Source organism: Micromonospora sp. NPDC047793 (genome assembly GCF_040642635.1).
Taxonomy (GTDB): Bacteria; Actinomycetota; Actinomycetes; order Mycobacteriales; family Micromonosporaceae; genus Micromonospora.
This window is the reverse complement of sequence record NZ_JBEYSG010000005.1, coordinates 146,497-169,418: the sequence shown is the minus strand read 5'-3', so window position 1 is coordinate 169,418 and position 22,922 is coordinate 146,497. Positions and strand designations below refer to the sequence as shown.

Genomic DNA, 22,922 nt, shown 5'->3' with positions numbered 1-22,922 from the left:
ATCGAATTGACGTGATTCGCGGCAAGGGCTCCACAGGGGAGCGTCTGGAATGGTTCCAGCGGCACACTGAACCGTTTCGCAACCGGCCCGTTTTCGACAAGGTGCACATCGGATGGCACGCTGTCCGCCGTGAGTTTCGATCTGAGCGTGTGGGCCCTGCCGGACGGGGCGACGCCCGAGGACGTACGAGCGGCGGTGCAGCAGTGCCGGAGCGGCCGGCACGGCGAACGCCAACCGGACCCACGGGTGGTGGCCTTCTATCGGGCGATCACCGCCAGCTACCCGGACCGGCCGACCGGCCGACCGACGCCCTGGGCGGTGATGCCGCTGCACGCGGCGGCCGACCACGTGGAGATGAACCTGGACCCGGGCTGCCCCGACCAGGTGCTGCTGGACATCGAGCGGCTGGCCGGCGAGTACCGGCTGATGCTGTTCGACGCGCAGGACGGCTCGGTCTACCCGCCGCCGGCCGCCGTCCGCCTGCCCGGCTGACCTGCCCCGCCCGGCCGTGTGCCGACACCCGTCGGTCCGTGCCGGCGACGGCGACACGACGAGGGGCCCGGCCGTCGGCCGGGCCCCTGTCGGTCGTGTGTGGACTACTCGTCGCGCAGGTCCGCCGCGCTGGCCGAGGTCGCGCCGATCGAGTCGGCGGCCGAGGTGAGCAGCTCGGCACCGAGCGCCTGGTCGACGGTGAGGGTCATCAGCGTCTCGCCGCCGGCCTCCCGACGGGCCACCTGCATCGCGGCGATGTTGATGCCCGCCTCACCGAGCAGCGTGCCGACGGTGCCGACCACGCCCGGGCGGTCGGCGTAGCGGAGGAACAGCAGGATGCCCTCCGCACCGATCTCCACGTCGAAGCCGTCCACCTCGGTCAGCTTGATGATGTCCCGGGTGCCCGCGTGGGTCACCGTGCCGGAGACGCTCACCGTACGGCCGTCGGGCAGCGCGCCGCGCACGGTGACCAGGACGGGGTACTCGACGGTGTCGGTCTGGGTCGTCAGCGACACCTCCACACCGCGCTGGGCGGCCAGGTGCGGCGCGTTGACGTAGGTGACCTGCTCCTCCACCACCGAGCTGAACAGCCCCTTGGTGGCGGCGAGCTTGAGCACGGTGACGTCGTGGTCGACGATCTCGCCGCGCACCTCGACGGTGACGCTGGCGGCGATCCCACCGGCGACCGCGGTGAAGGCCCGGCCGAGCTTCTCGGCCAGCGGCAGCAGCGGGCGTACGTCCTCGGCGACCACACCGCCGGCCTGCACGTTGACCGCGTCCGGCACGAACTCGCCCTGCAGGGCCAGCTTGACGCTCTTGGCCACGGCCAGACCGGCCTTGTCCTGCGCCTCGGCGGTGGAGGCGCCCAGGTGCGGGGTGGCCACCACGTTGTCGAGGGCGAACAGCGGCGAGGAGGTGCACGGCTCCTTGGCGTACACGTCCACACCGGCGCCCGCGACGCGGCCCTCGGCCAGCGCGTCGGCCAGCGCCTGCTCGTCGACCAGGCCGCCCCGGGCGGCGTTGACGATCCGCACGCCCGGCTTGACGATGGACAGCTCCTTCTCACCGATCAGGCCCACGGTCTCCGGGGTCTTCGGCAGGTGGATGGAGATGAAGTCGCTCTCCCGCAGCAACTCCTCCAGCCCGACCAGGCGTACGCCGAGCTGCGCGGCGCGAGCCGGCTGGATGTACGGGTCGTACGCGATCAGCCGGGTGCCGAACGCCGCGATGCGCTGCGCGAACAGCACGCCGATGCGGCCCAGGCCCACCACGCCGACGGTCTTGCCCTGCATCTCCACACCGGTGTACTTGGACCGCTTCCACTCCCCCGCCTTGAGCGCGGCGCTGGCGCTGGCGGTGTTGCGGGCGACCGCGAGCAGCAGGGCGACGGCCTGCTCGGCAGCGGAGACGATGTTCGAGGTGGGGGCGTTGACGACCATGACACCCCGCGCGGTGGCGGCGGGCACCTCGACGTTGTCCAGACCCACCCCGGCGCGCGCCACGACCTTGAGTCGCGGAGCGGCGGCGATCGCCTCGGCGTCGATCTGGGTGGCACTGCGGACGATGACGGCGTGGGCCTCGGAGAGCGCCGAGAGCAGAGCCGGGCGGTCGGTGCCGTCGACGTGCCGGACGTCGAAGTCGTGGGCGAGCACCTCGATGGCGGCGGGGGCGAGTTCTTCGGCGATCAGTACGACAGGAGTCATTGGTCCTCGTAGATGTCGTCAGAGCGGTCGGCCGGTGCGGGGACGCTGCGCTGCGCCCGGCGCGGGCGGGGCCATGGCCGTCAGGTGCCGCCTGGAGCACCTACCCGCGATCGTAGGGGGCGGGTAGGCCGGCGTGCCCCGGACTACGGGGTGAGTGCCCTCACAAACCGGACGTGACGTGCGTGTTAACGATCGTTAGCCACCTCGGTGAACAGCACGGCACCCGGTCCCGACGTCGGGGAGAACGTCGGGTCCGGGTGCCGTCGGTGAGAGTGCTCTCAGGTGGCCGAGGTCTCAGGCCGTCTCGGTGATCGGCCGGTCGACCCAGCTCATCATGCCGCGCAGCTTGGCGCCGGTCTCCTCGATCGGGTGCGCCGCGCCCTCCGCCTGCCACTTGCCGAAGTTGGGGCGGCCGGCCTCGTCCTCGGCGACCCACTCGCGGGCGAACTCGCCGTTCTGGATCTCACCGAGGATCTTGCGCATCTCCTCCTTGACCCGGCCGTCGATGACGCGCGGGCCCCGGGACAGGTCGCCGTACTCGGCGGTGTCGGAGACGCTGTACCGCATCCGGGCGATGCCGCCCTCGTACATCAGGTCGACGATGAGCTTCAGCTCGTGCAGGCACTCGAAGTAGGCCACCTCGGGGGCGTACCCGGCCTCGGTGAGCACCTCGAAACCGGTCTGCACCAGCGCCGCGGCACCGCCGCAGAGGACCGCCTGCTCGCCGAAGAGGTCGGTCTCGGTCTCCTCCTTGAAGGAGGTCTTGATGGCGCCCGCCCGGGTGCCACCGATGCCCTTGGCGTACGACAGGGCCAGCGCGAGCGCGCTGCCACTGGCGTCCTGCTCGACGGCGACCAGACAGGGCACACCCTTGCCGTCGGAGTACTGCCGACGGACCAGGTGACCGGGGCCCTTCGGGGCGACCATCGCCACGTCCACCTCGGCCGGCGGCGTGATCAGGCCGTACCGGATGTTGAAGCCGTGCCCGAAGAACAGCGCCTTGCCGGCGCTGAGGTTCGGCGCGATCGACTCGGCGTAGATGTGACGCTGCGCGGTGTCCGGCGCCAGCACCATGATCACGTCGGCCTCGGCGGCCGCCTCGGCCGGGGTGAGCACCCGCAGGCCCTGCTCCTCCGCCTTGGCCCGGCTCTTCGAGCCCTCCTTCAGACCGACCACCACGTCGACACCCGAGTCGCGCAGCGACAACGCGTGGGCGTGGCCCTGGCTGCCGTACCCGATCACGGCGACCTTCTTCGACTGGATCAGGCCCAGGTCGGCGTCGTCGTCGTAGTACACCTCAACGCTCATGACTTCCCTTTCGTACGGCGGCCGCAGTGGCCCGTCGTGGCTTCGTGGTTGCCGCGGCCGGAGGAGCCGGGCCGGCGGTTCGGTTCGGACGGCCCGCGCGACGGGCCGCGGTCTCGGGTCAGGCGGCCCGCAGCGCGGGGCCGGCGGTGATGGCGCGCGAACCGCGGCCGATCGCCACCAGACCCGACTGCACCATCTCCTTGATCCCGAAGGGTTCGAGGTCGCGCAGCAGCGCGTCGAGCTTGTCCGGGGTGCCGGTGGCCTCGATGGTGAGCGTGTCGGAGGCCACGTCGACCACCCGGGCCCGGAACAGGTTGACCGTCTCCAGGACCTGGGCGCGGGCGTTGCGGTCCGCGCGCACCTTCACCAGCAGCAGCTCGCGCGCCACCGAGGTCGACGGGTCCAACTCGACGATCTTGAGCACGTTGACCAGCTTGTTGAGCTGCTTGGTGACCTGCTCCAGCGGGGACGACTCGGCGTTGACCACGATGGTGATCCGGGAGACGTCCGGGTTCTCGGTCTCACCGACGGCGAGACTGTCGATGTTGAACCCGCGACGGGAGAACAGCCCGGAGACGCGGGCCAGCACACCCGGCTTGTTCTCCACCAACACGGAGAGAGTATGCATGGTCACGCCACGACCTCGCTGCGCTCGATGATTCGTTGGCTTCGCTCACTCATCAGATGTCATCCTCGTCGAAGGTCGGGCGGACGCCACGGGCGAACATGATCTCGTCGTTGCTGGTGCCGGCAGCGACCATCGGCCAGACCATGGCGTCCTTGCCGACCACGAAGTCGATCACCACGGGCGCGTCGTTGATGGCCATAGCGGCCTCGATGGTCTTGTCGACGTCCTCGGCGTTCTCGCACCGCAGCCCGATGCAGCCCAGCGCCTCGGCGAGCTTGACGAAGTCCGGGATGCGGTGCTTGTGGGTGCCGAGGTCGGTGTTGGAGTACCGCTCGCCGTAGAACAGCGTCTGCCACTGGCGGACCATGCCGAGGTTGCCGTTGTTGATCACGGCGATCTTGACCGGGATGCCCTCCAGGGCACAGGTGGCCAGCTCCTGGTTGGTCATCTGGAAGCAGCCGTCGCCGTCGATCGCCCAGACCACCGTCTCCGGCATGCCGACCTTGGCGCCCATCGCCGCCGGCACCGCGTACCCCATGGTCCCGAGACCGCCGGAGTTCAGCCAGGTCTGCGGCTTCTCGTACGAGATGAACTGCGAGGCCCACATCTGGTGCTGGCCGACCCCGGCGACGTAGATCGCGTCCGGCCCGACGATCTCCCCCAGCCGCTTGATCACGTACTGCGGGGAGAGGGTGCCGTCGCCGGGCTCCTCGTAGCCCAGCGGGTACCGCTCACGCAGGTCGTCGAGCTGCGCCCACCAGTCGGTGAGGTCGGCGCCACGGCCCGCGGCCCGCTCGGCGTTGACCGCCGCCAGCAGCTCGTCGATGACGTGCCGGGCGTCGCCCACGATCGGCACGTCCGCGTGCCGGTTCTTGCCGATCTCGGCCGGGTCGATGTCGGCGTGCACCACGGCGGCGTCCGGGGCGAACGAGTCCAGCTTGCCGGTGACCCGGTCGTCGAACCGGGCGCCCAACGCCACGATCAGGTCGGCCTTCTGCAGGCCGTAGACGGCGGCGACGGTGCCGTGCATGCCGGGCATGCCCAGGTGCTGCCGGTGCGAGTCGGGGAAGGCGCCCAACGCCATCAGCGTGGTGATCACCGGGATTCCGGTCAGCTCGGCCAGCTTGCGCAGGCCCTCGGTGGCGCCGGCCTTGAGCACACCGCCGCCGACGTAGAGCACCGGGCGACGGGCGTTGCTCATCAGCCGGGCCGCCTCCCGGATCTGCTTGCCGTGCGGGTGCAGGGTGGGCCGGTAGCCGGGCAGGTCCAGGGTGGGCGGCCAGGCGAAGGTGGTCGGCGCCTGGAGCACGTCCTTGGGGATGTCCACCAGCACCGGCCCGGGACGGCCGGTCGAGGCCAGGTGGAACGCCTCGGCCAGCACCCGAGGAATCTCGGTGGCGTTCTGCACCAGGAAGTTGTGCTTGGTCACCGGCAGCGTGATGCCCTGGATGTCCGCCTCCTGGAAGGCGTCCGTGCCGATCGAGGGCCGCGCCACCTGACCGGTGATCGCCACCAGCGGCACCGAGTCCATGTACGCGTCGGCGATCGGGGTGACCAGGTTCGTCGCGCCCGGCCCGGAGGTGGCGATGCACACCCCGACCCGGCCGGTGGCCTGCGCGTAGCCGGTGGCCGCGTGCCCGGCGCCCTGCTCGTGCCGGACCAGGATGTGCCGGACGGTCGAGTCGTAGAGCGGGTCGTACGCCGGAAGGATCGCGCCACCCGGGATACCGAAGACGACGTCGACGCCGAGCGCCTCAAGGGAACGCACCAGCGAACCGGCGCCCGAGACCTCGGCCTGGGCCTGGGTGGGGCGTACCGCCGGGGTGGGGGCGGCGGCACGGGCGGCGTCGGTGTTCTCGGCGGCGCTACGGGCCCGCCGGGCGGAGTGGGCGAGGGTCTCTGGCGTGGGTCTCGTCATGGCGGTTTGCCTTCGGCTGGAGTGGGTGGGACTACTCACGGGTGGACGCGGCAGTCCGGCGGCGTCCGATGGGTTCGACGGCAAGAAAAAAGCCCACGTGCCAGATGCACGGGGCCAGCGCACTCTCGGTCAGGGAGAGTGCGCTCAGGTAAGTACTCGCAGCGACCGGTTCGACGACATGGGCCAAGCCTGACGCATCTCACGCGATGAGTCAACTGATCCCACATATTGGTTCACGGATTTCGGCGCGTCCCGTCCGGCACGCCGCCCGCACCGGGCCCGACGTGCTCGGACGCGCTCTCGACCGGGCGCGGAAGGGGCGGCTGGTAGGGGCGTGTCGGCGTCTCACCCACCGGCACCGGACGGAGCGGACGGGCACCCGGCGACGTCGCCGCCTCCAGCATCGCCTCCAGGTGCTCGGCCGGTACGCCCCAGCCGAACAGCGCGCCCTGACCGAACCGGCAGCCGGCGGCGACCACCGCGGCCAGTTCCGTGGGGTTGGTCACGCCCTCGGCGATGACCTCGAGCCCGAGCTGGTGCCCCAGCCGCATCACGATGTCGACCATCGGCGCGAAGGCCGGGCCGTCCTGCCCCACCGGCCGGACCGGCTCGTGCTCGGCGACCAGACTGTGATCGATCTTGAGAATGTCGATCGGGAGCCGACGCAACTGCCCCAACGACGAGTAGCCCGCCCCGAAGTCGTCCAGCGCGATCCGCACACCGGTCAGACGCAGCGCGGTCAGCCGCCGGATCAGCTCGTCCAGGTCGGTGGCGACCGCGTGTTCGGTGACCTCCAGCACCAGCCGCTGCGGCGGGACGTGGTGCGCACGCAGCGCCTCGGCGACCTGCACCACGTACTCGGCGGCGTGCAGCTCGTGCGGCGAGACGTTGACCGACACCCAGACGTCGTGCCCCTCGGCCAGCCAGCGGGACAGCTGGTAGCACGCCTGGTGCAGCACCCAGGCACCGAGCTTGGCGATCATCCCGCACTCCTCGGCGAGCGGGATGAACTCGTCCGGCCGGACGTTGCCCAGCTCCGGATGGCGCCAGCGCAGCAGCGCCTCGGCACCGACCGGACGCACCGACGGCAGCGACGCCACCGGCTGGAAGACCAACCGCAGCTCGTCGCGCTCGATCGCGCCGCGCAGCTCGTGCTCCAGCGTCGTGCGGCGACGCAGCAACCGGTCGTACGCCCCGTCGTAGCGCTCGATGCGGTTCTTGCCGCTCTGCTTGGCGTAGCGCAGGGCGGCGTCCGCGTGACGCAGCAGCAGCTCGACGTCGGGCTCCTCGGCCCAGCCCGCCAGGCCGATGCTGACCGAGAGGAACACCGGCCCCTCGGACTGCTCGTAGGCACCGCCGAGCACCCTGAGCAGCCGCTCGGCCACCACTCCCGCCTCGGCCGGACCACCGTGCATGAGCACCGCGAACTCGTCACCGCCCAGCCGGGCGGCCAGGTCACCGGGGCGCAGGTTGCCGCGCAGCCGCCGGCCCACCTCGGCCAGCACCGCGTCACCGACGTCGTGCCCACGCATGTCGTTGACGTTCTTGAAGCCGTCCAGGTCCAGGCCGAGCAGGACGCAGGGCACCCGGGCCTCGGCGGACCGGTGCATCGCCTGCAACAGCCCCCGCCGGTTGGCCAGCCCGGTCAGCGCGTCGGTGTGCGCGAGCTGGCGGAAGTGCGCCTCCCGCTCGGCGAGCCGCCGGGCGTAGGCGCGCACGTCGTGCAGGGTGAGGTACTGCCGGGCGACCAGGGCGAAGCCCTCGATGCTGCCGGCGACGATGGCCGGACCGTCGAACCGGCCGTCCTGGAACAGGTGGTACATCGCCGAGGCGGCCATCGCGACCATCGGCACCACCGCGTACTCGCTGTCGCGGCGGATCACGTCGACGGCGACCTGGTCGGGCGGGTCGATCCGGCGTACCGCCAGCGCGGCGGCGAGCAGGCCCAGGGCGAGCACCGCCGCACCGGTGAAGGTCACGCCCGGCCCGCCCTGGCAGAGCCCGGCCGCGATGGCCAGCCCGCCACCGGTGGCCACGGTGATCCCGCCACCGAGCACCGCGAGGTGCTGCCGGGGCGGCGGGGCACGGAAGACCATGATCGCGGCCAGTCCGGTGCTCAGCGCCGCGCTGGCCGAGGCGACCAGGATCGCCGGGCAGGCCGTCGGAGTGGCCGCGCCGAGCAGTCGGGTCGGCTCGGAGAGCAGCACCCACCCCACGAACCAGAGCGCGGCGCCGACGATCACCCCGTCCAGGGCCAGTCGGGCGGCGGAGCTCGCCGAGCCGGCGACACCGGGCATCCGGAGCAGGCCGGCACCGAAGAGCAGGCTGCTCGCCGCCGTGCCGAACGCGACCAGCGTGGCCCATCCGGTGCGCTGCGACTGCTCGTGCGCCCAGTGCCCGCCGACGGTGAGCGCCTCGGTCGCCCCGACCAGCAGGGTCAGCAGGGCGATCACGCCGCCTGCGGCCAGCAACGCGTACGCCGGGCGGTGCGGGGCGGACCGGCGGCGGACCGCCAGGGCGAGCAGCACACCGGCCGTGAGGGCGACCAGCACGCTCGACACCGCGACACCGATCATGGCCGGGGGTGTGTGCACCCCGTCAACTCTGCCGGATGAGCTTGCGCCGTGGGGGTATCGGGTGTGCATCTGTTGGGACACGGTGCGTGTGCCTGTCCGACACCGGGTTCACGGTGCAAGACTGGTACGCATGCCTGAGCTGCGGTCGAAGACCTCCACGCACGGTCGGATGATGGCCGGCGCCCGGGCCCTGTGGCGGGCCACCGGGATGACCGACGACGATTTCGGCAAGCCGATCGTCGCCATCGCGAACAGTTTCACCCAGTTCGTGCCGGGTCACGTACACCTCAAGGACCTCGGCGGGCTGGTCGCCGAGGCGGTGGCCGAGGCCGGCGGCGTGGGCCGGGAGTTCAACACGATCGCGGTCGACGACGGCATCGCCATGGGCCACGCCGGCATGCTCTACTCCCTGCCCAGCCGGGAGTTGATCGCCGACGCGGTGGAGTACATGGTCAACGCGCACTGCGCGGACGTCCTGGTCTGCATCTCCAACTGCGACAAGATCACCCCGGGCATGCTGCTGGCCGCGCTGCGGCTGAACATCCCGACGGTCTTCGTCTCCGGCGGCCCGATGGAGGCCGGCAAGACGGTGGCGATCGAGGGCGTCGTCCACTCCAAGATCGACCTGATCGACGCGATGGTCGCCTCGTCGAACGAGGCCGTCACCGACGACCAGCTCGACGCCATCGAGCGCTCCGCCTGCCCGACCTGCGGCTCCTGCTCCGGCATGTTCACCGCCAACTCGATGAACTGCCTGACCGAGGCGATCGGGCTGGCCCTGCCGGGCAACGGCTCGACGCTGGCCACCCACGCCGCCCGCCGGGCGCTCTTCGTCGAGGCGGGCCGCACCGCCGTGGAGATCGCCAGGCGGTGGTACGACCAGGACGACGCCTCGGTGCTGCCGAGGATGGTGGCCTCCCGGGCCGCGTTCGAGAACGCCGTCGCGCTGGACGTGGCGATGGGCGGCTCGACGAACACGATCCTGCACCTGCTGGCCGCCGCCCGCGAGGCCGAGATGGACTTCACCGTGGCCGACATCGACGCGATCTCCCGCCGGGTGCCCTGCCTGTCCAAGGTCGCCCCGAACTCGCCGCAGTACCACATGGAGGACGTGCACCGGGCCGGTGGCATCCCGGCCATCCTCGGCGAACTCGACCGGGCCGGGTTGTTGCACCGGGACGTGCACGCGGTGCACTCCCCCTCACTCGACCAGTGGCTGGCCGACTGGGACGTGCGCGGCGGCTCGGCCACCCCGGAGGCGATCGAGCTGTTCCACGCCGCGCCCGGTGGCGTGCGGACCACCGAGCCGTTCTCCACCACCAACCGCTGGTCGAGCCTGGACACCGACGCCGCGAACGGCTGCATCCACGACCGGGAGCACGCGTACTCCGCCGACGGCGGGCTGGCCATCCTGCACGGCAACATCGCGCCCGACGGCTGCGTGGTGAAGACCGCCGGGGTGCCCGAGGAGTGCCTCACCTTCCGGGGGCCGGCGAAGGTCTACGAGTCGCAGGACGACGCGGTGACCGCCATCCTGGCGAAGGAGATCGTCGCCGGGGACGTCGTGGTGATCCGCTACGAGGGCCCCAAGGGCGGCCCCGGCATGCAGGAGATGCTCTACCCCACCTCGTTCCTGAAGGGCCGGGGGCTGGGCCGGGCCTGCGCACTGCTCACCGACGGCCGGTTCTCCGGCGGCACCTCCGGGCTCTCCATCGGGCACGTCTCGCCCGAGGCGGCCTCCGGCGGGCTGATCGCGCTGGTGGAGCCGGGCGACGAGATCGTCATCGACATCCCGAACCGGTCGATCGACCTGAACGTGCCGGCCGACGTGCTGGAGGCCCGCCGGATCGCCCAGGAGAAGCGGGACCGCCCGTACACCCCGGTCGACCGGCAGCGTCCGGTCTCCGCCGCGCTGCGCGCGTACGCCTCGATGGCCACCTCGGCCAGCGACGGCGCCTACCGCCGCGTCCCGGAATGAGTGAAAGGAAGGGCCCCCTGCTAACGCCTCGCGTATAGCAGGGGGCCCTTCCTAACATTCCAGACGGCGCCGCACTCGACGTGCGCGGCCCGGTGCGCTCAGGACTGCGCGAACATCTGCCCGATGCGGATCTTGTTGCCGAACGGGTCACGGATGCCGAAGTCGATCCCGTACGGCCGTTCCATCGGCTCGTCGGTGATGTCGACACCCTTGGCGACGAGGTCCTCGTGCGCCTTGTGGGCGTCGTCCGTGGTCATGAAGAGGAAGCCGCCGGCCGCCCCCTTGGTGAGCAGTTCGCGGACCTGCTCGGCGGTGGCCGGGTCGAGGCTCGGCGGGCCGGGCTTCTCCAGCAGGATCTCGCGTTGGCGGTCACCGGGGATGTTCACCGTGAGCCACCGCATGAAGCCCAGATCCTGGTCGGTGTGCACCTCCAGGCCGAGCTTGCCCACATAGAAGTCGAGCGCCTCGTCCTGGTCGAGGACGTAGACCTGGGAGCGGCTGATCGCGTTCATCGTCATGCCCGAAACGCTAATGCAACGCCCTGACCTGCTGCTTATCCAAAACTGCTCGGCCTCGTCCAGGCTTTGGTGAAGCAGCCCGGCACCGGCGCGGTCGGCGCGATGCGCCGCTTGCGGTAGTCGGTGGGCGACTCGCCGACGATCTGTCGGAAGGTGCGGCTGAACGTGCCGAGACTGCCGAACCCGACCGCATTGCACACCTCGGTCACGTCCTGCTCGGTGTGCAGGAGGAGGTACATGGCCCGCTCCACCCGACGCCGTTGCAGGTAGCGGTGCGGCGTCTCCCCGAAGGTCGCCCGGAACGTACGGATGAAGTGCGCCTCGGAGACGTACGCGATCCTCGCCAGCGTCGGGATGTCCAGCGGTTGCGCGTACGCGCGGTCCATCGCGTCCCGGGCGCGCAGCATCGCCCGGTTCGTCTGCTCGACCGCCCTGCTCACCGGCCATCTCCCCACGACGCCGAACAGATCAGGCCCGGCCGGCACGAATCCGACGGGCACTCCACTGGCCGGAGCCTACGCTCCCCGGTCGGTCAGCCGACGACGTCGACAAGCGCCACCACCGGTTCGCCGCAGCCGGCGGCCGCGCGACTCATCCTTCGACGGCATGCAGGTCGGGAGCTTCGGCGATGAGGTGTATGCCGTCGTCGTCATGGAGGTGGAGGGTGCAGCCGGCCCGGGTGAACCGCACGGTCAGCACCTGCCCGACGTGTCGGGCGGCCAGCCGCAGCAGCACCGGCACCGGGTCGGCGGGCAGGGCGCTCGGCGGGGCCTCGGGCACCGGGATGGGCACCACCGCGTCAGCCGACGCGGCACTGGCGATGGTGTCGGTCAGGCACTCGACGCACCAGGCCAGCGCCGCTTCCAGGGTCGGGCGGGAGGGCCACTCGTCGGGGCGGACCGGGGCGTCACCCGGTCGCAGCTCGACCGACCAGCGCAGCCCGCTCAGGTAGCGCGGATCGTCGGCGTTGTGCCGCAGGTCGCAGATGCTGACCTCGCACGCCAGGTTCAGGCCGAGCGCGAGCCGGATCAGCACGGTCAGCGGCGGCGCGTCGGGGCGTACCGCCGTCACGATCAGCCGACCTGCGGGCTGGCCCCGACCGGCGGCGCGCACGTGCTCGCCCACCGGATCGGCTCCGGCCCAGGGCAGCGTGACGTGGCCGCCACGCAGTCGCGCCTCGATCTCGTGCCCGCCGTCGGCTTCGGCGAGGTCCTCCGGCCGTACGCCGAGGACGGGTGCCCAGGCGGCCAACCGATAGCGGTCGGGGAGCTGGACCACCGGCTTGCCGCCGGGTTGGGTGGCGACGAGCGTGACCGGCTCCGGCGTGCCGGTGTGCCAGGTCAGGTGCACGACCCGGTGCCGCAGGTCGGTGAGCGTGAGCACCACCGCCTCGTGCAGCCGGTGGGTGCCGTCGCAGGTGAAGCAGGCCAGCACGGACGTGTGCAGCCCGGCGCCCCGGCAGCGTGGACAGCCCGCCTCCACCCCACGGCCGCCGAGCCGGCAGTCGCAGCTGCGCAGGCGGCTGCCGGGCACGCAGTCCGGGCAGGGCCGCCAGCCGGTCTCCGCACCGAGCCAGGCCGGTTCGGGCGGCGTGAAGCCGCGCCGCAACGGCACCCGCACCCGGCGTACGACCTGGCCGGTGAGCTGCTCCACGAGGGTCTCGACCGGATCGCCGTCACGCAGGCTGCTGTGCCACCACCGCCCGTCCCGCCAGATGGCCTGTGCGCCGGGCAGCTCGGCGCCGTCGACCGGGTCGACGCAGTCGGCGAGGATCCGCCGTTCGAGCTGGTCCACGTCGACGGACGGCACGGCGGGCGGGCGCGGTCGATCGGGCTGCACCAGCCGGGCGGTGACACCCCGGCCGCGCTCGGTGAGCCCCGCGAGCGCGTCGGCCACGTCGGTGCGGGTCAGCGCCTGCGGCAGGTCGGGTTGCCCGCTCCGGAAGCCCGGCACCGGCGAGCCGGGCACCTCGTACCGGACGTCCCAGCCCATCCCCGGCCGACGTACCTCGATCACCAGGTCGAGCAGGAGCAGATCGGCGAGCACGCAGAGTCGGACGAGCCGTTCGGCCGGATCGACCGGCGGCACCGGCTCGCTTCGCCCGAGGAAGAGCAGCCAGGGCAGGTAGTCCATCCGCACGATCGCCTGAGCCTCCAGCTCCAGTCGCTGCACCAGCGGCGCGTCGGGTCGCCACTGCTGCGGCAACCACAGCTCGGGTGCCTCGTCGGTGACGGTCGCGCCGATGCGGGCGGCCAATTCGCGTACCTTCCGGCCCAGGTCGACCACCCATCCGGACTGCGTGCGCTCCGGGTCGAGACCTCCCGGCACGACGCGGTGCGAGGCGACCGCGCCGGTGTCCAGGTCGGCCACGCTGAGCACCACCTGCGCCCGCCGTTGCCCGCGCCGCCGACAGCGCCCACACGGGTCCGCCACAGTGCCCGCGCCCCGGCACTGCTCGCAATCCCGGTACGCCACCCGATGCGCGGGTATGGCGGTCTCCTCCGCCAGGAACCGGTTCCCGAAGCTGGTGCACCGGCACGGCAGCAGGCGAAAGGTCATCCCGTCGCAGTCCGGGCAGGTTATGACCGTCACCGCGTATCCGCTTGCTTCTCGTCGGCGCACGGCGGCGGTGGGATTATTGCGCACACGAATCGGCACCACCTGTTCTGAGATCGGGATCGACGTCGCGGTCATCGCTGTTGTCGGGCTTATCTTGTAGGGTCGGAAACGCCATCACAATGAATGTCTCGTCATACGTTTCCGCTGCTTGATCGCACCAATTCCGAGTTCCACGACCGCCGTCAGGATGTTGCAAAACCCGACAGGAAGGAGGGTGCGGTGGCCGAAGACATGGGGTCGACAGTGCCCCGACGACAGCTCGGCAGGACCCTGCGTGACCTGCGCACCGAGGCCGGCATCACGCTCGATGCCGCCGCCGAGGCACTGGAGTGCAGCCGACAGAAGGTGTGGCGGATCGAGAGCGGCCTCGGCTCCGTGCGCGGCGTCGACGTCCGCGCGATGTGCGAGTTGTACGCCGCCCGCGCCGAGCTGACCCGGGCGCTCACCGCACTGGCCACCGAGACGAGAGCAAAAGGCTGGTGGCACGCCTACGGCGACGCCATCCCCGACTGGTTCGAGCTGTACGTCGGCCTCGAATCCGCCGCATCGGGACTGCGGTTCTACAAGAACAGCCTCGTGCCGGGCATCTTCCAGACCCGGGACTACGCCCGGGGCATCTATCGGATCGACCAACCCGACATGACCGACGACGACCGCGAACGCGCCGTCGACCTGCGTCTGCAACGCCAGTCCCTGCTGACCCGCCGCCTGCCCAAGCCACCACAGGTGCAGGTCGTCCTCTGCGAGTCCGTCCTACTCCGACCGGTAGTCAGCAGCGCGGCCATGGCGGAACAACTCCGACACCTGCTGCGGCTGACCGAGCAGCCGAACATCTCCATCCGCGTCACGCCGCTGGCTGCTGGACCACACCAGGGCACTGTGGCGGGCGAGTTCGTCCTGCTCAACTTTCCGCTCGGTAACCGGAGCACACCCGAACCACCGGTGGTTTACAGCGAGGCGATCACTGGCGCTCTCTATCTCGACCGACCGGGCGAGTTCGCGACCTATGAGAAGGTCTGGTCGAGCCTTCTATCGCTCGCTCTTGATGAGGGACAATCGATCGAGCTGATCAACAAAATCATCGGGGAGGTTCACCATGGTTGACCTGACGAGTGCCCGTTGGCGCAAGAGCACCCGCAGCGCGGGCAACGGCGGCGAGTGCGTCGAGGTCGCCGACAACCTGCCCGGCGTCGTCGCGGTCCGCGACAGCAAAGACCCACACGGCCCCGCCCTCACCTTCACCCCCGCCGCCTGGGCCACCTTCCTCACCACCACCCGCACCACCGACTGACCTGCGAACCCGGGGGACCTCAGGATCTTGGACACTTTCCGTTCGACTCGAACGGAAAGTGTCCAAGATAGACAGTCGTCCCCCACGATTACGCCGAATGCTGGGCGCTTTGCGCAGTTTCTCCGCCGACTTCGTCACCGGCACTGGGCTGATCACCTTCTGCGGCGTGCGCCGTCGTGGAGCGCACGGCAGCCGACTACCTGTAGTTACCGGGGCTGCGACCCACGCTCGTTCCCGATAGTGTCCGCCCGACTACGCAGACATGACCTGTTTTCGCGGACGGCGGTAGGAGGACGGCATGGCCAGCATCGAAGAGGTCAAGGCGGCACTGATGCAGGCAGCCGAGCAGGGCAACGCCACGATCAACCAGATCCGAGCCGCCGCCGACAACACCGAGCAGATGCTGAGCCGGTTACGTGCCGTCGCCGCCGGCACCGGCCATCCGACGATCGCCGAGGCCATCGCCCGGGGCGAGCAGAGCAAACAACGGCTGGCCGAGGCCATGACCCTCGTGCAGGGCAGCTCGGAGGCCGCCCGCCGCTACGTCGGCATTCTCGGCTGACCAACCACCACCATCATGAGTGTCGGCGAGGTCAAGGCGGCTCTTCGCGCCGCCGTCGAAGCCGCCCGCCAGGGACGACATGGGTTCGACCAGGCGGTCTCCGAGGCCGAGGCGGCGACCCGCACGGCGACCGCCCTCCTGCACGGCAGCCGACACGAGCACGTGAGGGCCACCCACGAGGCCCTTGCCGCTGCCGGGGCAGAGGTCGCACCGACTCGCCGCCGCTTCAAGGACACCGCCGAACAGGCAAGCGACTACCTCACGCGACTCGGATGAGCGGCAGCATCGCCGAACTGGTCGCGCAGCTTCTCGCCGTACAACAGAAGCTTGATGCCGCTGCGGTGACCGCGCTACGCGCCCGGACGGACGCCGAGGTGGCCTTGGCCCGGCTGGTCGAGGTCCAGCGGGGCACCAATGACCAGCGGCTACGCGCGGCCGTCGCGGACGCCGAGGTGGCCAGGGACAAAGCCGGCCGCTACGCCCGCCTGTTGTCCGAGGCTGCCCGTCACATCACCGCGTACGTCAACACGATCGCCCCCGGCGCCGCACCCACCGCGCCTGCCGCCGACAGTGCCTTACCCACCGGCGAGCGGGTGGTGACCGAGGCCGAGCGACGCGGACGGCGTGCAGACATCGCCTGGCGAAAGCAGGTCAAGAAGGCCGACGACATCGAGGACGGCCTGAAGAACGCCGAGACCAGCGCCCGTGAGACGTTCAAGTTCTTCAAGCAACACGGCGACGGCCAGGGCGGCACCACGAGTGGAACGGCAAGCCCAGGACCCATGCCGGCACAGGATCGGCCGCACGTCGACAACCCAGTGACGGCAACGGTGATGGCCGCTGGCGCGTTGGCAGTGACGGTGAAGGCCATATGGAACCATGGCAAAGCGCGACGAGCGAGGAAGCGGGACGACAATGATCAAACCTGAGCTGGCCGAGTATGTCCGCACGATGGTTCGTGGCGATCACGTTGCCAACGACGCGGTTGAGGCCAAGCTTGACGCCGAGGGCTGGGACGGCCTTCCGCGCTACCTCGCGGCAGTCTTCTTCCTCGCCGTCGATCGCCGCTTCGGCGAGACCACCGGCCGCGCCGAGGTCATCGCCTTCGTTGGCGAGCTACGCGCCGGGCTCGCCAACGGCGGGCCCGAGATCAATGCCGAGGCTGCCGAGCAGCTCATCATGTCCATCATCGACCCATCGCTGGACTACTCGATGAGCCAGCAAATGATCGGCCGCATCCAGGCAGCCACGGTGCAGAAGATCCTCACCGAGGAAGACCTGCCGGACAACGAACTGGACGCCATACTCGCGGAAGCCGTCACGCTATCGTCCCGTCCCTGAGCACTCAGGGGCGATCGGTGCCGCCCGACCATCCTCGTCCCCCACCACCTGTCACATTGCCTACTATAAATTTGTGGAGGAGAAGGATCGCGCTGCCGGCCAGGAGGACCACGCACTGGCCGACTTCGTCCCCGAAGAACTCGACGAGATCCCCGCCGACGCCTCCGGCGAGACGAAATTTCTCTACCTCGTCGCCATCGCCGTGCAGATCGGGCAGATCGCGGTCACCGTGTGGGGGCTCGACCGCCTCTCCGATCCGAGCGTCGGCACCTGGGGCAAGATCGGCGCGGGCGCGGCCATCATCGTGGCGATCGGGATCTGCCTGAACGCCTGGAGTTCCGCCTACCACTCCGCCGCCTGGGACGAGCACCGCCCCAAGCCCGAGTGATCGCTCAATACTGATCGTGCGGAGGTCATACAGCCCGTCGGCGAGCCACGTGTAGAACTCGCCGACGGGCCAGAGATCAAGCACAGGCCACCGAGCGGGGCATCGCGTCAATCATCGAACCCTCGATGAATCGGCCGAAGGCGTCGGCCACTCACAGGACCACGACAGCATCCTCGGCGAAGGTGAACAACCCGGCGTCCAGCGTGATGCTCTTGAGTTTGGTGCCCTTCGGCACATCGAAGTAGACATTCGCCGTCACCGAGTTACCCGGGTTGATTTTGTCCAGGAACCCCTGCGCGTCGCTGTTGCCGTAGATCCCGGCCGTTCCGTCGGGCTCGAACTCTCGGCCGCTGTCGTCCTGGGCGGTCAGGGCGCTATCGGCGTGAAAGGTCTGGGCGCTCTTGGTGACGTTCTTGACGGTCACGCTGGCCTTGCAGAAGGTGCCCTGCGCCTTGGCGTTGAGGAATTCGCTGCCGACCCGGGAGATCCCACACTTCACGCTCTTGACGGTGAACTCGAAGTCACCGCCACGCACCTTGTCGCCGATACCGGTGGCTTTCGACTTCGCCGGCTCCGGCTTCTCCGCCGCCTTGGTCGGCTCCGCTGCCGCCGCCTTGGTCGCTGGTGCCGATTCCGGCGCAGGCGCCGTGTCATCGGCAGCGGGAGCCCCACTGCTCGCGGAGGTGACTTCGGTCGTCGTGTCGCCGCCGACCAACCCGACCACCAGCGCGCCACCGCAGCACAGCATGACGAACGCACCCACACCGATGAGGGTGGGCACCAGCCACGAGGTCCGCTTCCTGGGCACGGGCGGTGCAGGGAACTGGGCTGGTGCCGGTGGAGGTAGTTGACCGCCGCCCGAAGGCGGTAGCTGCGCTGCGGGTACCTGCGGGAACTGCGCGGTCGACGGTTGACCAGCCGGGGGCGGGTTTTGGGCAGGATCGTATGGGGCCGTCATCGAGTGGTTTCTCCCGGGTCTCGTCCAGCACTACCGCGTGATCAGTAAAGCGCTCCAACGGTGCCACGGTTAAACGCAGAAATGGTCGTACGGGCGGCCTGGCTCGCGCGACGAGTTCACTGTGGAACCAACCGAAATGCTGATTCGACCGTCAGACGTCAAGCCAATGCGACGGACCGGCGCACCCGACCGAAGTGCGGCAGAATCGACGCCGAGGCTGAATTCTGTCGGATATCCGCCATCCCGATCCCCTGGCTCGATCAGACGGAATATGCAAATCAGAGAGAACAATGGGTGCCCGCACATGCGACAGACGATCAGTCGTTCACGCAGCGGAGCACCGGGCGGCTGGTGAGGGCGGTCGGGTCCAGGGGTGCCGACGCCCGCACCACGAACGTCGTCGACTCACCCGGCAGCAGCGTCACCAGGGCCTCGTCGACCTCGGCGGAGGGGTCGAGCCGGTCGGGATAGAGGGTCAGGTCGCGCAGGACGGTGCGGGCGGTGACGCGTACCCGCTGGGTGCCGTCGACCTCTTCCACCACGGCCTCGAAGGACGCGGTCGGCCAGGGGATGTCGCGGTCCTCGGCGAAGAACCACAGTGCCCGGTCGGGGCCGGCGTCCGCGACGAGCAGTTCGGCGCGGGCCTCGTCGGGCCGGGTCAGCTCCGCAGGCAGCGCCAGCGTCACCGAGGTGCGGGCCGGCACCGCCAGTTCCAGCGTGGTCTTCGCGCGGGGCTCCCCGGTCAGGGTGAGCCGGGCGACCGTGGTCGACGCGTGCCACGGTCGGCCGCCGTCGTTGACCGCGACCAGGGCCAGGCCGCCGTCGCGGGGCTGGACGGTGAGCAGGCGGTCGGCGTAGGACCGGCGCAACGCGTACCAGAGGGGTTTGCGGCGTCCGTCGCCGTCGACGGCGGCCCACGAGGTGACCGGCCAGCAGTCGTTGAGCTGCCAGACGATGGTGCCCATGCAGTAGCCCCGGTGGGAGCGGAAGTGCTCGACCCCGAGTTGGATGGCGCGGGCCTGGTTGAGCTGGGTCAGGTAGTGCCAGTCGTCGAAGTCGCGCGGCGCGGGCAGGTGGGCGTCCAGGCCGCGACGCAACTTGAGGTCGCCGTCGGTGGCCTTCTGGTGGTGTGCCATGCCGGGTGAGTCGGGCGCCAGCGGCTCGTCGCTCAGGGCCCGCCGCAGCGTCGCGTACGCCGGTGGCGCCTGGTAGCCGAACTCGGCGACGAAGCGGGGCAGGTGCTCGCGGTACTTCGTGTAGTCGTCGGTGTTCCAGACGTCCCAGATGTGGGTCGTGCCGTACGCCGGGTCGTTGGGGTGGACGTCCTCCCGGCCGGAGTACGGGCTGCCGGGCCAGTACGGGCGGGTCGGGTCCAGCTCGGCGACGATCCGGGGCAGCAGGTCCAGGTAGTAGCCGTGTCCCCAGGTGCGTCCGGCGAGCGGCTGCTGCCAGTCCCAGTCGTGCCAGCCCCAGATGTTCTCGTTGTTGCCGGTCCACAGCACCAGCGACGGGTGCCCGGCCAGTCGGGTCACCTGTTCGGCGGCCTCGGCGGCCACCTCGGTGCGCAGGGGTTCCTCCTCCGGGTACGCCGCGCAGGCGAAGAGGAAGTCCTGCTGCACCAGCAGGCCCCGCTCGTCGGCCAGGTCGTAGAAGTCGTCGGACTCGTACCGGCCGCCGCCCCAGACCCGCAGCAGGTTGACGTTGGCCGCCCCGGCCTGGTCGAAGCGGTGCGCCAGACGGTCCCGGGTGACCCGGTGGGGGAAGGCGTCGTCGGGGATCCAGTTCACCCCGCGCACGAAGAGGGGCACGTCGTTGACGTGCAGCGTGAAGGGGGCGCCGTGCGCGTCGGGGGTGGTGTCCAGGCGTACCGAACGGAAGCCGATCCGCCGGTGCCAGTCGTCGAGGGTCGCACCGTCCGGCCCGCGCAGCGTCACCGTCAGGTCGTAACGGGGTTGACCGCCGTGGCCGCGCGGCCACCACAGCTCCGGTTCGTCGACGGTGAGGGTCAGCACCGCCGACCGCTCCCCCGCCGGGATCGTCACCCCGGCGGTGGCACCGGCCACCTCGGCGTGCACGGTGACCGGCACGTCGGTGGCGCGGTCGACCTCGACGTGCAGCTCCACCCGGCCGGTACCGTCCTCCACGGTGACCAGCGGCTGCACCCGCGCCAGCCGGGCGGTCGACCAGCCGTGCAGGCCGATCTCCTGCCAGATCCCGGCGGTGACCAGGGTCGGGCCCCAGTCCCAGCCGAAGTTGCAGGCCATCTTGCGGATGAAGGGGAACGGTTCCGGGTACGCGTTGGGCCGATCGCCGAGCCGGTCGCGCTGCGCCTCGGCGTACCGGTAGGCGGAGTCGAAGCGGACCGCCAGGTTGTTGTCCTCGGCGCGCAGCAGCGAGGTCAGGTCGAAGCGGTACGCCCGGTGCATGTTCTCGGTGCGGCCGACCTCGACGCCGTTGAGCGTGATCGTGGCGACCGTGTCCAGCCCCGCGCAGACCAGGTCGAGGCGCTGGTGGTCGCCGTCGGGCCGGTCGAAGGTGGTCTCGTACACCCAGTCGGTGCGGCCGATCCAGGCCAGCGCGGTCTCGTTGTCGTCCAGGTACGGGTCGGGGATCAGCTCCGCCGCGAGCAGGTCGGTGTGCACGCAGCCGGGGACGGTGGCCGGCACCACCCGACCGTCGACCTCCGGTGGCACCTGCGGGCCGGGCACCGGTCGCAGGGTCCAGCCGTCGTGCAACGGCAACCGGTCCGGCCGGCTCCCCCGTGCGTCGCTCAAGACTTCACCGCGCCTTCCATGATTCCTCGGACGATCCGGCGACCGCCGATGACGAGCACGACCAACAGTGGCACGGTGGCCACGAACGCACCCGCCAGCACCCGTCGATAGATCACGTAGTTGCCGCTGGCCAGGTCGGAGATGGCCACCATCGAGGTGGGGTAGTCGGTGCCGTTCAACGTGATCAGCGGCCACTGGAAGTCGTTCCAGGTGGCCACGAACGTCAGCAGGCCGAGCACCGCCAGCGCCGGGCGGATCGCCGGCAGGACGACGTTGGAATAGATCCGCATGGTGGTGGCACCGTCGACCCGGGCCGCCTCGACCAGTTCGTCCGGCACCGAGTTGACGATGAACTGTCGCATGTAGAACACGCCGAAGGCGGTCACCAGGCCGGGCACGATCACTGCCAGCAGCGTACCGTTCCAGCCCAGCTTGCCCATCACGATGTAGAGCGCGACGACGCCGAGTTGGTTGGGCACGGTCAGGGTGAGGACCACGAAGAGCATCAGTGGTCGGCTGCCCCGGAACCGCAGCTTGGCGAAGGCGAACCCGGCGAGCGAGCAGAAGAACAGCACGGCGGCGGTGACCGTGGTGGCGACGATGACGCTGTTCACCAGCGAGGCGGCGAAGTAGACCTCCTGGAGGGTGAAGACCTCGTTGAGGTTCACCAGGAACTGGTCACCCGGGACGACCGCCGGCGGCACCTGGGCGGTCGCCTCGTCGGTGCTGGTGGCGATGACGAACATCCAGTAGAGCGGGAACGCCGCGAACAGCGTGGTCATCGCCAGGAAGAGGTACGTCCCGACGCCCGCCGGGGTGTCCTGCGGGGCGCGGCCGTACGCCCCGGTCCGCCTGCGTCCACCGGGCGGTGTGCCCGGCTTTCGGGGCCGGGCCTCCGTGGTGCTCGGTGCGCTCATCTCCGGCCCCCCGAGATGCGGTTGGTCAGCAGGGTGTTCAGGGCCGCGACCACGAGGATGATGAGGAACAGCGCCCAGGACATCGCGGCGGCGTACCCGAGGTTGAGGTCCTTCCAGCCGACCTTGTAGACGAGCTGCGCGACGGTCTGCCACTCTCCGCCGGCCCCACCGCGTGCGGTCTGCGCGTTCAGGTCGAACAGCATCGGCTCGGTGAACAGTTGCAGCCCGCCGATGGTGGAGAGCACCACGGTGAAGATGACCACCGGGCGGATCATCGGCACGGTGATCCGCCAGAGCTGTCGCCACGGCCCGGCTCCGTCCAGGGCCGACGCCTCGTAGACGTCACGCGGGATGGACTGCATCGCGGCCAGGTAGAGCAGGGCGTTGTAGCCGATCCACTTCCAGTTGACCATCGTGGCGATGGCGATCCAGGAGTGGAGTTTGTCCGCCCGCCAGTCGATCGGCGTCTCGGTGCCGATGCCGAGCAGGCCCAGCGCCCAGTTGGCCATGCCGAAGTCGCGGGAGAAGAAGACGTTGAACACCAGTGTGGAGGCGGTGATCGGGGTGATGTACGGCAGCAGCGCGCCCACCCGCCACCAGGTCTGCGCCCGTAGCCGCCGGTTGAGCATCGACGCGATGACCAGCGCGAGCAGCAGTTGCGGGACGGTGGAGAGCAGAAAGATGCCGAAGGTGTTGTAGAGCGCGTTGCCGAAGTCGCCGTCGGTGAGGAGCCGACGGAAGTTCTCCGTACCGGCCCAGCCGGTCAGCTCCGGGTCGTCCAGCCGCCAGTGGCGTAACGCCACCACCCCGTTGAAGATCATCGGGAACAGGCCGAACACGAGGAAGAGCAGGAAGAACGGCGCGATCAACAGATAGGGCACGTACCGCATGTCGAAGCGGTGCAGCCGGTCCCGCCAGGTCAGGGACCGGGCGGTGCGGGTGCGCCGCGCC

The 22,922-nt window shown here is 70.3% G+C and carries 21 protein-coding genes; 9 read left to right on the top strand and 12 right to left on the bottom strand.

Features of this window, described 5'->3' with window-relative positions:
- Positions 1-129: 129 nt before the first annotated feature.
- Positions 130-492 (top strand): hypothetical protein, encoded by a 363-nt coding sequence (locus ABZ738_RS13305; RefSeq protein ID WP_357212995.1) that lies wholly within the window; start codon positions 130-132, stop codon positions 490-492.
- A gap of 104 nt (positions 493-596) precedes the next feature.
- Here ABZ738_RS13305 and serA read toward each other — a convergent pair whose 3' ends face one another.
- From serA to ABZ738_RS13280, 5 genes are all read right to left on the bottom strand, one after another.
- Positions 597-2,195: a phosphoglycerate dehydrogenase gene (serA, locus tag ABZ738_RS13300; RefSeq protein WP_131052037.1), complete on the bottom strand. Its 1,599-nt coding sequence runs from the start codon at positions 2,193-2,195 to the stop codon at positions 597-599.
- A gap of 294 nt (positions 2,196-2,489) precedes the next feature.
- Positions 2,490-3,503, bottom strand: coding sequence for a ketol-acid reductoisomerase (gene ilvC, locus ABZ738_RS13295; protein WP_131052036.1), 1,014 nt, complete (start codon positions 3,501-3,503; stop codon positions 2,490-2,492).
- Positions 3,504-3,621: 118 nt separating this feature from the next.
- The gene (gene ilvN, locus ABZ738_RS13290) at positions 3,622-4,137 is read right to left on the bottom strand and encodes an acetolactate synthase small subunit (protein ID WP_131052035.1); all 516 of its coding nucleotides are present in this window, start codon (positions 4,135-4,137) and stop codon (positions 3,622-3,624) included.
- Between the two features lie 46 nt (positions 4,138-4,183).
- Positions 4,184-6,049 (bottom strand): acetolactate synthase large subunit, encoded by a 1,866-nt coding sequence (locus ABZ738_RS13285; protein ID WP_131052034.1) that lies wholly within the window; start codon positions 6,047-6,049, stop codon positions 4,184-4,186.
- 233 nt (positions 6,050-6,282) lie between these two features.
- Positions 6,283-8,643: a bifunctional diguanylate cyclase/phosphodiesterase gene (locus ABZ738_RS13280; RefSeq protein ID WP_343232757.1), complete on the bottom strand. Its 2,361-nt coding sequence runs from the start codon at positions 8,641-8,643 to the stop codon at positions 6,283-6,285.
- A 112-nt stretch (positions 8,644-8,755) separates the two neighbouring features.
- On the opposite strand from ABZ738_RS13280, the gene ilvD reads away from it, so the two are divergent.
- Complete coding sequence (gene ilvD / locus ABZ738_RS13275; protein WP_131052033.1) at positions 8,756-10,603, top strand: dihydroxy-acid dehydratase; 1,848 nt, start codon at positions 8,756-8,758, stop codon at positions 10,601-10,603.
- Between the two features lie 98 nt (positions 10,604-10,701).
- Here ilvD and ABZ738_RS13270 read toward each other — a convergent pair whose 3' ends face one another.
- The 3 genes from ABZ738_RS13270 to ABZ738_RS13260 form a co-directional block, all read right to left on the bottom strand.
- Positions 10,702-11,121 (bottom strand): VOC family protein, encoded by a 420-nt coding sequence (locus ABZ738_RS13270; protein ID WP_357212988.1) that lies wholly within the window; start codon positions 11,119-11,121, stop codon positions 10,702-10,704.
- Between the two features lie 35 nt (positions 11,122-11,156).
- Positions 11,157-11,561 carry an AraC family transcriptional regulator gene (locus ABZ738_RS13265; protein WP_131052031.1) on the bottom strand — a complete coding sequence of 135 codons (405 nt, stop codon included), beginning with the start codon at positions 11,559-11,561 and terminating at the stop codon, positions 11,157-11,159.
- 151 nt (positions 11,562-11,712) lie between these two features.
- On the bottom strand, positions 11,713-13,491 hold the full coding sequence (locus tag ABZ738_RS13260) for a hypothetical protein (RefSeq protein WP_357212985.1): 1,779 nt from the start codon (positions 13,489-13,491) through the stop codon (positions 11,713-11,715).
- A 468-nt stretch (positions 13,492-13,959) separates the two neighbouring features.
- Here ABZ738_RS13260 and ABZ738_RS13255 point away from each other — a divergent pair, with 468 nt between their 5' ends.
- From ABZ738_RS13255 to ABZ738_RS13225, 7 genes are all read left to right on the top strand, one after another.
- Positions 13,960-14,844 carry a helix-turn-helix transcriptional regulator gene (locus ABZ738_RS13255; RefSeq protein ID WP_357213309.1) on the top strand — a complete coding sequence of 295 codons (885 nt, stop codon included), beginning with the start codon at positions 13,960-13,962 and terminating at the stop codon, positions 14,842-14,844.
- The gene (locus tag ABZ738_RS13250; protein WP_357212982.1) at positions 14,837-15,031 is read left to right on the top strand and encodes a DUF397 domain-containing protein; all 195 of its coding nucleotides are present in this window, start codon (positions 14,837-14,839) and stop codon (positions 15,029-15,031) included. Before ABZ738_RS13255 ends, ABZ738_RS13250 begins: the two co-directional genes overlap by 8 nt.
- A 298-nt stretch (positions 15,032-15,329) precedes the next feature.
- On the top strand, positions 15,330-15,593 hold the full coding sequence (locus tag ABZ738_RS13245) for a hypothetical protein (RefSeq protein ID WP_131052028.1): 264 nt from the start codon (positions 15,330-15,332) through the stop codon (positions 15,591-15,593).
- A 15-nt stretch (positions 15,594-15,608) separates the two neighbouring features.
- Complete coding sequence (locus ABZ738_RS13240; RefSeq protein WP_176092930.1) at positions 15,609-15,869, top strand: hypothetical protein; 261 nt, start codon at positions 15,609-15,611, stop codon at positions 15,867-15,869.
- Positions 15,866-16,522, top strand: a complete 657-nt coding sequence (locus tag ABZ738_RS13235) for a hypothetical protein (RefSeq protein WP_131052026.1) — start codon at positions 15,866-15,868, stop codon at positions 16,520-16,522. The genes ABZ738_RS13240 and ABZ738_RS13235 overlap by 4 nt, the downstream gene beginning before the upstream one ends.
- Complete coding sequence (locus ABZ738_RS13230) at positions 16,509-16,934, top strand: hypothetical protein (protein WP_176092928.1); 426 nt, start codon at positions 16,509-16,511, stop codon at positions 16,932-16,934. Before ABZ738_RS13235 ends, ABZ738_RS13230 begins: the two co-directional genes overlap by 14 nt.
- A 73-nt stretch (positions 16,935-17,007) precedes the next feature.
- Positions 17,008-17,322 carry a hypothetical protein gene (locus ABZ738_RS13225; RefSeq protein WP_131052024.1) on the top strand — a complete coding sequence of 105 codons (315 nt, stop codon included), beginning with the start codon at positions 17,008-17,010 and terminating at the stop codon, positions 17,320-17,322.
- Between the two features lie 151 nt (positions 17,323-17,473).
- On the opposite strand, the gene ABZ738_RS13220 is transcribed toward ABZ738_RS13225, so the two are convergent.
- From ABZ738_RS13220 to ABZ738_RS13205, 4 genes are all read right to left on the bottom strand, one after another.
- The gene (locus ABZ738_RS13220) at positions 17,474-18,085 is read right to left on the bottom strand and encodes a DUF4352 domain-containing protein (RefSeq protein WP_236145616.1); all 612 of its coding nucleotides are present in this window, start codon (positions 18,083-18,085) and stop codon (positions 17,474-17,476) included.
- A gap of 512 nt (positions 18,086-18,597) precedes the next feature.
- A complete protein-coding gene (locus ABZ738_RS13215; protein WP_357212976.1) occupies positions 18,598-21,054 on the bottom strand; it encodes a glycoside hydrolase family 2 protein in 2,457 nt (818 codons plus the stop codon).
- Entirely contained in the window at positions 21,051-21,836 is a 786-nt protein-coding gene (locus ABZ738_RS13210) for a carbohydrate ABC transporter permease (protein WP_131052021.1), read from the bottom strand. Before ABZ738_RS13210 ends, ABZ738_RS13215 begins: the two co-directional genes overlap by 4 nt.
- A gap of 131 nt (positions 21,837-21,967) precedes the next feature.
- Positions 21,968-22,861 carry a sugar ABC transporter permease gene (locus tag ABZ738_RS13205; protein ID WP_254877033.1) on the bottom strand — a complete coding sequence of 298 codons (894 nt, stop codon included), beginning with the start codon at positions 22,859-22,861 and terminating at the stop codon, positions 21,968-21,970.
- Positions 22,862-22,922: the final 61 nt, after the last annotated feature.